Origin of the sequence: Parasutterella secunda, from assembly GCF_016901835.1 — a bacterium.
Lineage (GTDB): Bacteria > Pseudomonadota > Gammaproteobacteria > Burkholderiales > Burkholderiaceae_F > Aphodousia > Aphodousia faecavium.
In genome coordinates this window covers 45474-61514 of record NZ_JACJKX010000007.1, presented here as the reverse complement: position 1 = coordinate 61514, position 16041 = coordinate 45474, and the positions used below count along the sequence as shown (strand labels likewise).

13 protein-coding genes are annotated in these 16041 nt (G+C 50.8%); all 13 read left to right on the top strand.

What is annotated here, in order from left to right; all coding sequences use genetic code 11:
* Window positions 1-17 precede the first annotated feature (17 nt).
* The 13 genes from bamA (at window position 18) to ltrA (ending at window position 15936) form a co-directional block, all read left to right on the top strand.
* Window positions 18-2348, top strand: a complete 2331-nt coding sequence (gene bamA / locus H5985_RS05080) for an outer membrane protein assembly factor BamA (protein WP_205050230.1) — start codon at window positions 18-20, stop codon at window positions 2346-2348.
* Between the two features lie 96 nt (window positions 2349-2444).
* Window positions 2445-2939: an OmpH/Skp family outer membrane protein gene (locus H5985_RS05075; RefSeq protein ID WP_205050229.1), complete on the top strand. Its 495-nt coding sequence runs from the start codon at window positions 2445-2447 to the stop codon at window positions 2937-2939.
* Between the two features lie 4 nt (window positions 2940-2943).
* Complete coding sequence (gene lpxD / locus H5985_RS05070; protein ID WP_205050228.1) at window positions 2944-4041, top strand: UDP-3-O-(3-hydroxymyristoyl)glucosamine N-acyltransferase; 1098 nt, start codon at window positions 2944-2946, stop codon at window positions 4039-4041.
* A complete protein-coding gene (gene fabZ / locus H5985_RS05065; protein ID WP_420892574.1) occupies window positions 4038-4496 on the top strand; it encodes a 3-hydroxyacyl-ACP dehydratase FabZ in 459 nt (152 codons plus the stop codon). Before lpxD ends, fabZ begins: the two co-directional genes overlap by 4 nt.
* Window positions 4497-4582: 86 nt before the next feature.
* Window positions 4583-5383: an acyl-ACP--UDP-N-acetylglucosamine O-acyltransferase gene (gene lpxA, locus H5985_RS05060; protein WP_205050226.1), complete on the top strand. Its 801-nt coding sequence runs from the start codon at window positions 4583-4585 to the stop codon at window positions 5381-5383.
* The gene (gene lpxB, locus H5985_RS05055; protein ID WP_205050225.1) at window positions 5383-6522 is read left to right on the top strand and encodes a lipid-A-disaccharide synthase; all 1140 of its coding nucleotides are present in this window, start codon (window positions 5383-5385) and stop codon (window positions 6520-6522) included. The genes lpxA and lpxB overlap by 1 nt, the downstream gene beginning before the upstream one ends.
* Window positions 6523-6524: 2 nt before the next feature.
* Complete coding sequence (rnhB, locus tag H5985_RS05050; RefSeq protein WP_205050224.1) at window positions 6525-7148, top strand: ribonuclease HII; 624 nt, start codon at window positions 6525-6527, stop codon at window positions 7146-7148.
* On the top strand, window positions 7123-7932 hold the full coding sequence (locus H5985_RS05045; RefSeq protein WP_205050223.1) for a TrmH family RNA methyltransferase: 810 nt from the start codon (window positions 7123-7125) through the stop codon (window positions 7930-7932). Before rnhB ends, H5985_RS05045 begins: the two co-directional genes overlap by 26 nt.
* 28 nt (window positions 7933-7960) lie before the next feature.
* Window positions 7961-8389 (top strand): DUF1178 family protein, encoded by a 429-nt coding sequence (locus H5985_RS05040; protein WP_205050222.1) that lies wholly within the window; start codon window positions 7961-7963, stop codon window positions 8387-8389.
* Window positions 8390-8408: 19 nt separating this feature from the next.
* The gene (locus tag H5985_RS05035; protein ID WP_205050221.1) at window positions 8409-8903 is read left to right on the top strand and encodes a hypothetical protein; all 495 of its coding nucleotides are present in this window, start codon (window positions 8409-8411) and stop codon (window positions 8901-8903) included.
* 3 nt (window positions 8904-8906) lie between these two features.
* A complete protein-coding gene (locus H5985_RS05030; RefSeq protein WP_205050220.1) occupies window positions 8907-9125 on the top strand; it encodes a hypothetical protein in 219 nt (72 codons plus the stop codon).
* 110 nt (window positions 9126-9235) lie between these two features.
* Entirely contained in the window at window positions 9236-13708 is a 4473-nt protein-coding gene (locus H5985_RS05025) for an autotransporter family protein (RefSeq protein ID WP_205050219.1), read from the top strand.
* 932 nt (window positions 13709-14640) lie between these two features.
* A complete protein-coding gene (gene ltrA / locus H5985_RS05020) occupies window positions 14641-15936 on the top strand; it encodes a group II intron reverse transcriptase/maturase (RefSeq protein ID WP_205050218.1) in 1296 nt (431 codons plus the stop codon).
* Window positions 15937-16041 lie beyond the last annotated feature (105 nt).

Below are 16041 nucleotides of genomic sequence, written 5' to 3'. Positions count from 1 at the left end.
AAATCGTTAGATTTAAAATGCATTTGAAGTCTTCCCTTTTGCGCGCCTCCGTCGCGACGGCGCTCATGTCTATCGCAGGGACCGTTTTCGCAGCGGGCTCTGATTTTGTTATTCAAGATATCCGAATTGAAGGTATCGCCCGTACCGAACCCGGCACGGTGCTCTCGCATTTGCCCTTCCAGGTAGGCGACGAGTTCACGGACGCCAAGGGTAACACGGCCATTCACTCGCTCTACGGCTCCGGTCTTTTCCGTGATGTGCGCTTGGAGCGTGACGGCAATGTGTTGGTTGTGCAGGTGCAGGAACGACCCGCTGTGGCTTCGATCAGCACGCAGGGTATCCATGCCTTTGATAACGCAGCTATTGAACAGAGCTTGCGCGATGTCGGTATGGCCGAAGGCCGAATTTTTGACCACGCCACCTTGGATCGTGCTGACCAGGAAATGCGCCGGCAATACCTGGCTCGCGGCTACTACGGCGTGGATGTCAAGACGACTGTGACGCCTCTTGACCGTAACCGCGTGCGTATCTCGATCGTCGTTGACGAAGGGGAAGCAGCCAGCATTGAATCCATCCGTTTTGTGGGCAACCGCATCATGGATGATGAAACGCTTCAGGAACAGATGCAGTTGACGAAGTCCGGTTGGATGAGCTGGTACACGAAGAGCAATCTCTACTCTCGTGAAAAACTCGCAGCCGACATCGAAGCGATTCGTTCCTACTACATGAATAACGGCTATATCGATTTTAAGGTCGATAGCGTTCAGGTTTCGATCGCTCCGAATAAGAAAGACATTTTCATCACGATCAACATGACCGAAGGCGAGCAGTATCACATCACCGGCGTGGAATTGACCGGAGACTTGTTGGGTCTGCAAAGTGAGCTTGAGCAGTTGATCGAAATTGAACCGGGCACGATCTATAACGCCGAAGTCATCAATAATGCTTCAACGGCCATTACCGATAAGCTTTCGAGCTTGGGTTATGCCTTTGCATCGGCTCGCCCGAATCCTGTGGTGACGGGTGAAAATGAAGCCAAGGTGGTCTACACCATTGACCCGGGCCGTCGTGCTTATGTTCGCCATGTGAACATTTCCGGCAACAGCAAGACTCAGGATGAAGTGATCCGTCGTGAAGTCCGCCAGTACGAAGCCTCTTGGTTTGACAGCGAAAAGGTGAAGCTCTCTCGTGACCGTATTGACCGTTTGGGCTTCTTTGATTCCGTGACGGTGGATCCGAAGCCGGTCCCCGGTACGCGCGACCAGGTTGACTTGGAAGTGGTCGTGAAGGAACGCCCGACAGGCAGCATCAACTTGGGTGCCGGTTTCTCCACGAGTGACGGTGTGATTTTGTCAGCCGGTTTTGCTCAGAACAATATCTTCGGTACCGGTAAAGCCGTGAGCGCGGAAGTGAATACTTCTGACAGTACCCGTACCTACGCTTTGTCTTTGACTGAACCGTATGTCACCCCTGAAGGCATCTCCCGCTCGATCGATATATATGATCGCCGAGTCGATATGGATGAGTTGGATTTGGCCGACGATTTGGAATACGAAACCCGTGGTGCGTCCGTGAGCTGGGGTATTCCGTTTACAGAATTTGACCGTGTGTATTTGGGTGCCAAGATCGAAAATACACTCGTGGATGCCGGTGACAGAGCTCCGAGACGTTATAAGCAATACGTAGATGATTTTGGTGACTCTCCGAAGTCTGTGGCGGCCACCATCGGTTGGTCGCGCGATAGCCGCGATAACGCTTTGGCACCGACTCGCGGTACCTATCAGCGCTTATCAGGCGAAGTGACGCTTCCGGTGATGGATCTTCGCTACTATCGTGCAAGCTACCAGTTGCAACACTACTGGCCGATGACGCGCGACTTGACGCTGGCCTTTAACGGCGAAATCGGCTACGGCGACAGCTGGGGCGGCAAAGAATACCCGTTCTTTAAGAACTTCTACGCTGGCGGTATCGGTAGTGTCCGTGGCTATGAAAATTCGAGCTTAGGTCCGAAGGATAATTCCAGTGGTGGAGAAGGCGATAGTGCCGGTGGTAATGCTTCGCTTAACTTCTCCTTTGAAATGTTGATGCCTTTGCCGGGTGCTGACCGTACGCTTCGCTGGTTTACCTTCTTTGACGGCGGTTGGGTCTGGGGCGATTCCTACGGACAAAATGGTCGTGTAGATGACAAGATGAGTATTTCTTTGTCTGATCTGCGTTACTCCGTTGGTGTCGGCGTAGCCTGGATTTCGCCGTTAGGCCCGTTGAAGTTCAGTATCGCAGCGCCGATTAATGATAAAGACGGCGACGATATCGAACGCTTCCAGTTCCAGATCGGTACCGGCTTCTAACGTCTGTACCGTTTGACGAGCGGAGAGTGAAAATTCGGGGGAAAGGGGTTTTATCGGACCGCCTTTCCCTTGAGCGTACATGGAGTGCATGAAAATATGCTCAAAAAGTTGGTGCTTACGTTGGGTTTGGCGTTAGCAGTAGTGGCTCAGTCGGCTGCGGCCGACACCAAGATCGGTGTGGTCAATCCCGATCGTATTCTTCGGGAAAGTGCGGCTGCACACGAAGCTCAAGTAAAGCTTGAAAAAGAATTCGCAAGCCGTGAAAAATCGCTTTCTGTCTCGGCAAGGGCGTTGAAAGCCGACGTGGAAAAATTCCAAAAACGCGTGGCGAAAATGTCCAATACCGAACGCATGGCCGAAGAGCGAAAACTTGCCGATCGTGAGCGTTCCCTGCAGCGCCGTGAACGTGAATTGCGTGAAGATTTAAATCGTCGCAGAAATGAAGAACTGCAATCCATTCTGATGCGCAGCAACGATATCATTCGCGACATCGCCCGAAAGGGCAAGTATGACCTGATCGTTCAGGAGGCCGTGTACGTCGGCCCCAATGTGGACATTACCGATCAGGTGATCAAAGCTTTAGGAAAATAAAATCATGACCCAAAGAACTGCTTATCCGATCGTGGCTTTGGTTGAAGCCGTGCGTCGTCAGAGCGCCGGACGTCTGGCGCAGGAATTGGTGGGACCTTTCGAAGGGGTCTGCGTGCGCAGTATCGGTGCGTTAAGTCATGCCAAACCCGATGAAGTGGCCTTTTTGGCCAATTCTAAATATATCGGTGAAGTCAAAGACTGTCAGGCCGGGGTCGTTGTCCTTCGTCAGGAAGATAAAGAAAAGATTTATGGCGAAGAATGCCCCCGTGCGATGGTGATTACGCCTGATCCCTATGCGTGGTTTGCCTTTGCACTTCAAGTTGTGGAGAAACTTGAATCCAAATTTGCAAGCGGCATTCATCCGCATGCTTCCGTGGCCATTACTGCTAAAGTGGATCCGACGGCCCGTGTTGACGCCGGAGCCGTCATTGAAGATCATGCCGTGATCGGCGCTCGGGCTTGGATCGGTGCCAATTGCGTGGTGGGCCTGGGCTCGGTGATCGGTGAAGACACGAGACTGCACCCTAATGTGACGGTTGATCATCACTGTACGATCGGTGCACGCTGCATTTTGCAGTCAGGCTGCGTCATCGGCGGCGACGGTTTCGGATTTGCTCCCTTTAACGGGGAATGGGTCAAAATTCCCCAGATCGGCAGTGTCCGCATTGAAGACGATGTGGAAATCGGTGCCAATACGGCGGTTGACCGCGGCGCACTCGATGATACGGTGATCGGCAAGGGCACGAAGATCGATAACCTCATTCAGATTGCCCACAACTGCCGAATCGGCGAGCACTGCGTGATGGCCGGTGCGGCCAGTATGGCAGGATCCACCACTTTAGGCGATCACGTGACCGTGGGGGGCGCAGCCAACATCAACGGTCATATTACGATTCCGAGCGGCGTGACGGTGGGACCGGCCACGACCGTGGTTTCTTTCCCGGACGATGTGAAGCTTATGATGGGCTTTTTCCCTGCAATGCCCAACCGTGACTTTGAACGCTCGGCTGTGTTGATTAAACAATTGCCTCAAATGCGCAAACGTCTGCGTGCGCTCGAAGAGGCTTTAGCCAAACTTGACAATTCCAATGAAGGTAAGTGAACAAAATGAAATACAACATTCAAGATATTCTGAAGTATCTTCCGCACCGCTATCCGTTTTTGCTGATTGACCGTGTGGAAAGTGTTTCCGAAGATTTGACGACGGCTGTTGTGATTAAAAACATCACCGCCAACGAACCTCAGTTCCAAGGCCACTTCCCGGAATGCCCGGTGATGCCCGGTGTATTGATCATCGAATCGATGGCTCAGGCCTGCGCCGTGTTGGCTTTGGCTCGCTTGACCGAAGAGCAGCGCAATGACGGTTCGCTCTATTTCTTTGCCGGTATCGACAATGCCCGCTTTAAGAAGGTAGTGCAGCCGGGTGATCAATTGCGCATTCACTGCCACTTTATCAAGGATCGTGCCGGTATCGGTAAGTTTGAAGCAACGGCCATGGTGGACGATCAGGTTGCCTGTGTGGCCACGATGATGTGCGCTCGTCGCAAGATGGATTGACCGACTCCGTGAGTCAACAAGCCGCGAGGCCGGCGGATGCCGTTTGTTGCCGGCCATGATTAACAACCGAGATAAGGCGAGCCATTATGGCAAAAATTCATCATTTTTCTTTAGTTGACCCCTCTGCGGAATTGGCCGATGACGTGGTCGTCGGACCGTTTTGCGTGATCGGACCGAAAGTGAAAATCGGTGCGGGTACCGAACTCATTTCGCATGTGAATATCTTGGGCAATACGCAAATCGGTGAACGCAATCGTATTTTCCCCAATGCCAGTGTCGGCTGCGAACCTCAGGATAAAAAATACAAAGGTGAGGATACGCGTTTGATTATCGGCGATGACAACGTCATTCGTGAGCATGTCACCATTGCGACCGGTACGGTCCAGGATCACGGCATTACCGTTGTCGGTAACCGCAATCTTTTTATGGCTAACGTTCACATCGCTCACGATTGCATCATCGGCGACGATACGATTTTGGCCAATAACGTCGGATTGGCTGGCCACAGCATCGTGGCCAATCGTGCGATCATCGGCGGGCAGGCAGGCGTGCATCAATTCTGCCGAATCGGTGAAGGCGCGATGGTGGGCGGCGGCTCCATTCTTGTGATGGATGTGCCTCCCTTTGTCATCTGTAACGGCAATCCCGCCGAACCGCACGGTTTAAATATCGTCGGTTTGCGTCGTGCAGGGTACGATTTGAAAGCCCTCAACGCTTTTAAGGCTGCTTACAAGGTGATTTACCGTGACGGCTTGCGTATTGCTGAAGCCGTGCAAGCGCTTGATGTGATTATCGCCAACAATCCTCAGGTGAGCCGCGAGCTCAAGCTCATGCGTGACTTCATCGCCTCGAGTGAACGCGGTATTATCCGTCCGAAGAACGACTGATGGCTCGTGATCTGGTCTGGCTCGCCGGAGAAACCTCCGGCGACTTTATCGCCTCTTTGGTGCTGCCGCAGGTCGCCCACCGTTATCCCGATGAAAAAATGTACGGGATCGGCGGCGATCGGATGATTGCGGCAGGACTCGATGCTTGGCATCACAGCCGGGCGCTTTCTGTTCGCGGCTACGTCGAAGTGATTAAAAAGCTTCCCTCACTTTTAAAGTTAAGAAGCGAGATGAAGCGCCGTGTGGCGCAACTTGCCCCCCGTGCTTTTATCGGCGTGGATGCACCGGACTTTAATCTCGCCATTGAGGAATATTTGAGACGCGAAGGGATTAAAACCATTCACTTTGTCTGCCCTTCAATTTGGGCGTGGCGCCCCGAGCGTATTCATCAGATCAAGCGGGCAGTCGATCACATGCTGCTTATTTTCCCCTTTGAGAAAAAGCTCATGGATGAGGCCGGAATTGAGTCGACCTACATCGGACACCCCTTGGCTCGGGAAATCCCGATGGAGCCTGATAAGGATGCGGCTCGTGAAAAATTGGGGATTGATCCCACGGGACCGGTTTTCGCGGTCTTACCGGGATCGCGTCAGGCAGAAGTCGCCTGGTGCGGACCGCACTTTTTCGGCGCCTGCGAAAAAGTTCTCGAATTTGATAAACGAAGCCTCTTTTTAGTGCCGGCGGCTGATCGGGCCAGAGAAAGCCAGATTAAAGAAGTTCTCAAAAATTTCCCTAAAGCGCAGGCGGTAACCCGCATCATTGCCTCGGATAGTCACACGGTTATGCAGGCAAGTGATGCCGTTTTGGTAGCATCGGGTACGGCTACGCTTGAAGCGGCCTTGTTTAAGCGTCCCATGGTGGTGGGTTACGCCATGCCGGGACTCACCGGTATTCTCATGCAGAAAAAAGGCATCATTGATTTCGTGAGTCTTCCGAATATTTTGGCAGGCGAACGCCTGGTGCCCGAATTGCTTCAGTACTACTGTCGCGCCGAAACTTTGGCCTATGCCCTTTGGCGTGAGTATGAACGCCGAAACGACGCGCGTCTGATGGATCGTTTTACGCAAATGCATGAGTCCCTTTTACGCGATACTCCTCAATTAGCGGCCGATGCGATCGCTCAGGTTTGCGGTCAATAACCATGCAAAATTCCTGTCTTGATCTCTTTTCTATTGACCAATTTACGCATGTAGCGGGTGTCGACGAAGTCGGACGGGGGTGCCTTGCAGGACCCGTTGTGGCCGCAGCGGTGATTTTGGATCCCGCCAATCCCATTGAAGGGTTGCGAGACAGTAAAAAGCTTGCTCCCCACAGGCGAGAAGAGTTGGCCGAAGAGATTAAAGCCAAGGCGCTTGCTTGGTCGGTCGCAGAGATGGGGCCTGAGGTGATTGACGAAATCAATATCCTGCAGGCGACGCTTCGCGCCATGAAACTCGCTGTTGAGCGATTGTCGGTTGAACCCGATTTTGTGCGTGTTGACGGCAATAAACTCCCTCGTTGGAAGTGGCTCAGTGAAGCCATTGTTAAAGGCGATGATTTGGTGCCTGAAATTTCTGCCGCTTCCATCATTGCCAAAACCACCCGCGATGCCTATATGATCAAAATGGCTGAGCGTTATCCCCAGTACGGTTTTGAGCATAATGTGGGCTATGGGACAGAGGTGCATATTGAGGCTTTGCATCGTTTCGGACCGACTCCGATTCACAGAAAAACATTTGCCCCCGTCACGGAGGTTATTGATGCGTTATCAAACCATTCAAAGTGATGCAAACGCGAAATTCAAGCGTTGGAAAAAACTCGCTGACAATACCCGTTTTATTAAAAAGGAAGGAGCGACCTTAGCCGAAGGTGCTCATTTGGTGCTCACTCTTTCTGAAAGAAAAATTAAACCGGCAGCTTTAATTTTCAGGGCCTCCGGTGTGAGCGACGAGGTTGGCGACGTTGTCCGACGTTGGTCTGATGAAGGTGTGGACTGTTACGTTCTGGACAATAAACTCTACGATCAGATTTCACCCGTGGAGCATGGAGCTGGCGTCATTGCCGAAGTGAGGATTAAAGAAGAACCGTTACCTCAGAATGCCGACTGTGACGTCCTTTATCTTGACGGCGTGCAGGATCCGGGTAACGTCGGCACGCTGATTCGTACGGCCGTCGCCGCAGGCGTCACGGTTATTGCAGCAAGCCGCGACAGTGCCTCCCTTTGGTCACCCAAGGCGCTCAGAGCGGGGATGGGGGCGCATTTTGCCGCACGACTTTATGAAAACGTGGACGTGACGGATTTAGCCGGGGCTTTTGATGCAACACGCTTGGCCGCCGACGCCCGCGGGGGCTCAGATCTTTACGAGACGCCCAATTGGGAAGCGCATCACACCGTTTGGATGATGGGTGCTGAAGGGCCGGGCTTGAGTGAAGCCGCTTTATCGGTTGCCGATAAACGGCTTTATATTCCGATTATCAAAGATTGTGAGTCGCTTAACGTCGGGGCTGCGGCAGCGGTTTGTCTTTTCGAGCAAAGACGGCGCCGACTTCAGGCGAAAACGCTAAAATAACAGTCTTTGAACTCTTTGGGTGCTCTTCTTGAAAGTTTTCAATTGCGTTTGCGAATTCGGTCATCGGTTTGAGGGTTGGTTTGATTCGGTCGAAAGTCTCGACGAACAAATCAAGGCTCATCTCGTGGCGTGTCCTTATTGCGATACGACCAATGTCAAACGGGTGCCGACCGCCTCTTATGTGTTGGCTTCGCGCGATAAAGCCAAAACGGAAATGTCCGACAGGGAACTTGAGGCTGAAATTCGCAGCAAGGTTTACAGCGCTGCCCGTACCCTTTTAAAGGACAGTGAAAACGTAGGGGAACGTTTTGCAGAAGAGGCTCGCGCCGTGCATCAGGGTAAAGCGCCGCAACGTCGAATTCACGGGCGCTGTACCGTTGAAGAAGCCGAAGAACTTCTCGATGAAGGGATCGGTGTATTGCCTCTGCCCGAAGGCGTCGTGCATGAGAATAATTAAGTTAGCAGGTGAATGAAAAATGGCATTATTCGGTCAATTGAGTAAACCGGTCAAACAATTGCCTTTGATTGATGTGAGTAACCCCGATATCGTGATGGAGCTTCTGGAAGAATTGGCCATCACGGTCTCAACGAGTCAATGGATCAAGGAAAATGAACCGTATCATCCGGAGGCAGCCGATATTCACGATCAGGCTAAGGATGTGTACGAAGACTTATTGGGCATTTTCCAAGGTAGGGTCAAAGACAAACGCATCAATAAGAAAGTTCATTGGGCAGGTGACCCCCTGCGTGAACACTTGGCGCGTCATGAGGGCGAAGGGGAAGACGACGTGATCGTTCGTGCGCTCGGGCGTTTTTTAGAGGCGTTTCTTGAGCATGCCCGAGCCCCGCAGCAGGGTAAAGAACCCATTTCGCGAAAAGAATATTATGCTTTCATGAGCGGCTGGGCCCATTATTTTGCAGGCCTTGCTCCCGATGAAACCCCTCCTGTGGATAAGTCTGAAGAGGAGTAATCCATGCCCGATATGGCCCAAATTAAAAAGACCATTCGTCTGATTCTCAACATTTTGTTCGTGATTGTTGTCGTAGCCGCCATTATTGCCGGCTGGGGCAAAGAGGTGGATGATCCGGATGCATGGTTCCCGGAATGGGTAGAAGAAAAGGATGATTCTGCCGCTCAAGCGCCTGCCGCACCGGCTCAAGCGCCCAAAGATCAGGCAGCCGGCCGCCGCTAAGATTTTGCCTCTAACTCTTTGTTGTATAGAGAAGACAATTAATCTTTTTTGGGCAGATTAAAAGCCTACAATGACATATATCTCTTTTGATTTTACAAGGAGTACATGTTATGGCATTTTCTGCCCCTCCCCAAACCAAACGCTTTCGCACATCATTGATTGCGGCAGCGGTATTAGCTTCATTTAGCTTAGTTTCCCATTCAGCTTTAGCTCAACAAAGACCCGGTGATGCAGTTGATTTAACCAATTGGACTGCAGTGAAGATTTACGACGAGGGCGATTCTCACGACGTCTTAGCCAATCAAGTCCTTCTAACCGGTGATAATCTTTCTCCCACACTTTCTATTGATCAAAGCTTCACCCAATCTGATTTGGATGAAATTCGAGCTACCAATGGCTTTGAGAATTTCGGTGTGCTTTTTGCAGATGGAGATGACAGTCACCAGGATGTGACATTTATTTCCGGCGTGCACAGCATAGATCAGGATCAAACGATTACGGCCAATAATGCCAGTATCAGTGTGAGTGTGTCCGGTCTTTCCCAACCGAACTATCTGGAAGTGTTGGGCTTTAATCACGCAGGCGGCGTTCTCCACTTCACGGGCAGTCAGACGTTGATTTCTGCCACGGCCGACATGCAGCGTGATGAACATGGCGAATCGGCTGTGTACGGTTACCTTTTAGAAAATCCGATCGCTGATGCTCAACATAAACGTCAAGCCGTCTTTTCGGCTGATGAGACTCTGATTTCTGCCTCGTCGACCCATGCAAACGGTGTGGATGTCTACGGCGTCTTGTTATCAGCCGACGCAGTTGATGCGCCGGAAATGGAGTTTGAGCGTGGTAATGCCACGATTTCGGTCAATAATGTCGCTCAAGATCGTGCCTCATATGCCCTTTTCATGCATTACTCCGATAAGGATAATGCGGATACCTTTGCAACCGTAAGCGTTAGCGAAGGCGCTTCATTAACGATCAATGCCCAAGGTGACGATGTTGCGGGTATTTTTGCCGATAACGGTACTTTTGTCTCCAACGGTACATTGTCTGTCAATGCTCAGGGTATCGGAGAGAATCGAGCCACTGCGGTTTATGTGACGGGTAATGCGAATTTGACCTTTACCGGTGAGTCTACTCTCTCTGCACAATCTGAAGCCGGTGATGCTTACGCCCTTTATGTGGAACACACCTTGACACCTCCTGACGGTCAACAAACAAGCGACGATCAGGGAGCCTATCCGACAACTGAAAACTTCGGTGTTACCTTCGCTAAAGGCAGTAAGAGCACACTGAACGGTGCTGTTTTTGTTGATGACAAGATGGCAATTGCCGTTGACGGCGAAATGACGATCAACGGTGCGGTGGATATTTCCGGCAACGTGACCGGGATGGGTGCCATTGCCATTAACGGTAACGGACAGGAAGTGAAATTTAATGCTGCAACCGCTGCAAGTGGCGAGCACGCCCAATTCAGCACAGGCAGTTTGGCTATCAGCAATGCTACGGTCACGAACTCTCTTGTCATGGACGTGGCCGATTCGATCACGCTTGAAAACGTGACGCTGACCAATGATGAAAACGGCGATATCGAAGCTGAAGGCAAGGTCGTTTTAGGTGCAGGCACGACTTTGATTAACTACGGTCATTTCGGAAGCGATGATTGGGTTGTTCAAACCGGTGCTAAGTATCTCGAAAGCCTGCACGATGATGTCTTTGACGCCGACGGCAATGCTTTGCTTACTGAAGGTCGATTTGAATTGGCAGGCGGCATCTTAGGTGCAATCGACGATGAAGACTTTATGACGGGTGTGATCATTCGTCCCGATGCCGGTGAGACCGAAGCGTCTGTGCCCTCGCAATTTGTTGTTTCTGCCGGTGATTACTCCTGGAAGAAGGTGGTTGTCGATCGCCCGGTCGTTAACAACACTCTGGCTTTGCAAGTCACGGGCGGCAGTGTTTCAACTCAAGTTCTTCAAGCCACTCAAGGTAATGCTTCTGTAACGGGTGGTACGCTGCACGCAGATCAACTGGTCTCTGACGGAACCTTCACGATGTCTGTCGGCGAAGGTGGTGACTTTACTGTCGGAAAGTTTGTCGGTCGTCAGGGTGGTCAATTCAGCTTGTCTGCCGGGACGATGCAAGCCCAAGAAATCAGTCTTGCTGACGGTGCTTCGTTAACGATCGCTAAGGGAACCATGCTGACCACGTCATCCGCTCAAGTCTTTACGACGGGTTTGGGTGAAAATGGTACGGAAGCGAAGGTCGGCGGTTTGAAGGACGGTTTGGCCATAAAAGGTTCTCTTACGATCAACGATGCTAAGTGGAATTTAGCTTATTCAAATACGGCTTACGAAGCCATCAACAGTCCGGTTAGTACGGTTACCTTCACCGGTACGCTTGTTGATAATGAAGGCAATGAGCGTACGGAAGTCGGACTTGATGAAATCGGTGATAATCCTTTCTCGTCCACGAGTGTTGATTTGACGGTTCCTGCTGATCAAGAAGGTGGAGAGGCGACTGTTGATAAGACGGTTGGCGTGAAGTCTTTGGTTGTCGAATCCGGTAAGGCCGTTTCTGTTGCACAAAACAACACCCTGACCCTTTTCGGTACGAGTGGTCAATCCCTGGAACTCGTCACTTTCGGTGAAGATGCGGGTGAAAAATCCATTCAATTAAGCGGTAATCTGCAGTTGGGTGGCGCAGCCGTTGAAAACGCACAAGGGACGATTTCCCACGAAGTGGAGATGGCTGAAAACAGTCAATTAGTGGTCGACGCCGGTACGTTTGAAATCAATACGGTTTCCGGTAGCGGTATGATCGCAGTCGGCAATCAAAATGCAGCCGGTAACCTAACGGTCGGCACGCTTGATCACAAAGGCATGATCTTTATTGATCCGGCATGGGTCGATGGTCAGCCGATGTCTGAGGGCTCTTTCCTCACTGTTGAACAGGTATCCGGTGATGGTTTGAAGGCTGATGTAATCGTCGGTCAAAATTCAACTTTTGTCTACGGGGCTGATAAACAGGCTGCAGTTGAAGCTTTCGATGCAACGAAACTGCAATACGGCAAGGATGCAATTCAAGCCGTGATGTACATCGGTGCGCCATTGAAAGTGACCACGGGTTCCATTTATCTTAACGGGAAACTCGACAACATGCCGACTCAGGGCTATGAAGGCTTGCCGCAAGGTGGTGGCGTTAAGCTTGCTGCCGGTACATTGGCGATGTTTAACGTAGCCGGTTTGACCGATAAAACGTTTGCTCTGGAAGCTGTCGGAACGGTTGAAATTGATAAAGAGGCGAAGATCTCTTTGGTCAATGCTGAAATCACCGATACCGGTATCGGTGTGATTAAGGCTGGAGCCGTTGAGGGTGTGACGGCAGAAAACATCAACAATGTGATCGTTAATGCCAATGCTCTGATGGATGTGACGTTGGCCTTAAACGGCAATCAGATCACCTACACGGCTGAACGTTTGGCAGCCGGTGCCGATACCCTTGTCGGTACGGAATTGGCCGATCTTTTGAACACCTGGCAGGATGCAGGCCTGTCGTATGAAGAAGGAACTGAATCGGTCGATCGCGGCACGAAGTTCCTTTCACGCCTGGCTTACCATACTCAGTTCGGCGTACAAACCGAGGCTCAAGCTGTTGAAATCAGTAACCAAGCGGCAGCCCTGGCTGCTACATCAGGCGTTTACAACGCTGCTTTGGATGCTTCTGAACTCATGAATCGTTCGCTCGATCGTCGTATGACGCTCACCGGTAACTTTGATCGCACCGATGGTGTGACGGTTTGGGCCGATGTCTTGGGTGGTTTCAACCAAGCCAAGGATCTGTATGGCAACGGCGGCTACGACATGGATCTCTACGGGGCTGTGCTCGGCGCTGATACCGTGGCTCCGTGCGGCGCTATCGTCGGTGCGGCTGTAACGGTCGGTAAGGGTGACGGCGGCTCCAAGGACGCAGCTATTGATGTAGACAATGATGTCGATTTCGTCGGTGTGTCGCTCTACGGCAGCCACCGTATGGGTAACTTCAACAGTAAGATCGATATCGGCTATATGCACACCAAGTCCGATTTGTCCGCTACCGCTTTCGGTATGGACATCGGCGAAGAGGTGAAGGCTGATGCATGGACTTTAGGTTTGGGCGGCGAATACCTCTACAAACTCGGTTCTATCGATATCGTTCCGCATGCGGGGCTTCGTTGGACGCGTCTTGATGTTGACGGTTACACCGGTGCTTTGAAGACGGAATCCGACACGATGGACATCTTTACGGTGCCGTTGGGTGTGGCCTTCTCGGGCAATGTCAATGTCGGCTCATGGAGCGTAGCGCCGATGGCTGATATCTCGGTTGTACCGAGCTTCGGTGACGATGAAGCCACAAGCAAAGTTCGTTGGAGTACGGCTACGGAAACCATCAAGACTCAAGTAATTGACGACGCACCGGTTCAAATGACGTTGGGTGTTAATGCTCAAACGGGCAATTGGACGGTCGGCGCCTCTTATGAGTTGGATGTAGGCGGTGATGAACGCATGAACAATGCCTTCTCAATCCGCGCTCGTTACGCCTTCTGATTCTTTGACTTAGTGGGCTAGAAGCCAGGGACGTTGCGAATCATCGCAACGTCCCTTTTTGCATGTGCGCCCGGCAGGGCGCACTGCTGGTGGTGCAAGTCCACCGTTTCACCCGACGTGGGGTAAGAAGTAGCGACTCGGTAAGGGCGTCTTGGTAACAAGAGGTCTGGAGGAAACCGATAGCAAAACACTGACCTGATGAACAAGAAGCAGATATGAGGCATATTGGGTGGGTGAGAAGTCGTGCTTCTTCAAAGCCCAAATACACGTACGGAACCCAATATGTATATCTGACAGGTATAAGTGTGAAAGCAGTGCGTCATACCCGGGGAGGTCCATCAAAGTGCCGTAAGGTAACCGACATCGTAAGGTGAAGGGATGCTTTGATGGAAGTCAGCCGAGGCCATAGTAGGGGTAACCTGAAGGGCCGAACATTTAAGTGCAAGTAGACTTCGGAGGGTGCGCCAGTTCGGCGTTAAATACACAGTTAGGTGGAAATCCTAACCTGACAAAGCCTAGCAAGCAGTCAGTACGTAGCCTTGGAATCGAGACCGTGAGGTGAGGTTTAAGCGTAGGCAACGGAGTACGAGAGCCGCAATGCGAAAGCGTGAAGCCATCGAGTCCCGTTAAGTCAAAAAATGGATGCCAATGTGGATCTTCCGCCACAGTAGGCAGCAATGCCCCATCGTTAATGCGAGATGACGGCAGTATCCATCGGGGCCATAGGGCGTGGCGAGCGTGCATAAGGTGTATTTTGCGTACCTGGGAGATCTGTTGTTTTCCTCAAAGAAGGTAAAACCCTGACAAGGTCAACAAAACTAAGGAGGGGTTGAAGAAACAACAGAAGTCGGACCGTCTCATAGTAGTGATGAAACCTGTGAAAGCAGGCGGAGCGAAGGGGACGGCAAATCAACATTAGACGGAGGTTGAACATGTTGGATACTGGAGATCCGTCAGAAGACATGGACCATAAACCAAAGTCTATAAGGGAAATATCGCTGAAATATGAAAAGTTATCGACACTGATAAATCGAGTGGATCTAGCTCATCTTTGGCAAGCACATGATGAACAAAGTCAAAGGAAGTCTCCGGGAGTAGACAAGGTGACCAAGGAGCTCTATGCAGAGCATCTAATGAGTAACCTTGAAAACCTCGTGGACCGAATGAAGCGCTTTGAATACATTCCCCTGCCGGTCAAAAGGGTCTATATCCCCAAATTCAACGGCAAGTTAAGACCGTTAGGCTTGCCGAGCTATGAAGACCGACTGGTGCAAAAGGTGATGGCCGATATACTGATTGAGCTCTACGAGCCGCGTTTTCTAGACTGTTCCTACGGGTTCAGACCAGGGCGAAGTGCGCATGACGTAATCAGATATATAGACAGCACTGTCATGCATCAGGGAGTGAATTATGTGCTGGAAGCCGATATCAAAGGATTTTTTGATAACCTGGATCAAGATTGGCTGATGAAGTTTCTTCAACATGATATTTCGGACAAGAATTTCCTGAGATATATCAAGAGGTTCTTGAAAGCAGGCATTATGGATGAAGGGCAGATTCTGGAAAGTGATAAAGGGGCACCGCAAGGCGGTCTGATATCGCCAATACTTTCGAATGTTTACTTGCATTATGTACTGGATCTCTGGGTAGAGAAAGTAGTGAAAAGGAGAACAAAAGGACGAGTTTACTACTGTCGTTTTGCTGACGATTTCCTCCTAATGACTCAGAGAAAAGACGATGCAGAAAACATCATGGAATGGCTCAAGGAACGATTCAATCAATTCGGTCTGGAACTTGCTGAAGATAAAACACGTATCTTGCCGTTTGGGCGTTTTTCTAAAACAAAAGATAAGTTCGATTTCCTAGGCTTTACTTTTGTCAATGGGAAAACTCGAACAGGCAGTTATAGGGTAGCTATCATCAGCAGTAGGAAGAAGCTAAAGGTCAAACGGTTGGCAGTGAAAGAGTGGCTAAAGAAACGAATCAATCAGCCAATGGTTGAGACGTTGAAGTTGATCAATCTGAAGCTACAAGGACATTACAACTACTATGGCATCAATGGAAACATGAAAGCCATAGTAGGTTTCATGTGGTGCGTACACCGTATGACACTGCTGATGCTCAGACGTAGGGGACAGAAAAGACCAATGACAAAGCAACGATTTGCTGAGTTATGGGATCGCTTCATTAAGCCACCACGGATAACTAAAACTATTTGGCAATACTAACCGATGTTGATTTGAAGAGCCGTATGCGGGAAAACTGCACGTACGGTTCTGTGAGGGAGGGAAGTCCCCTCAGGTTGTATGGACTATCCCTCTACTCGACTCTCA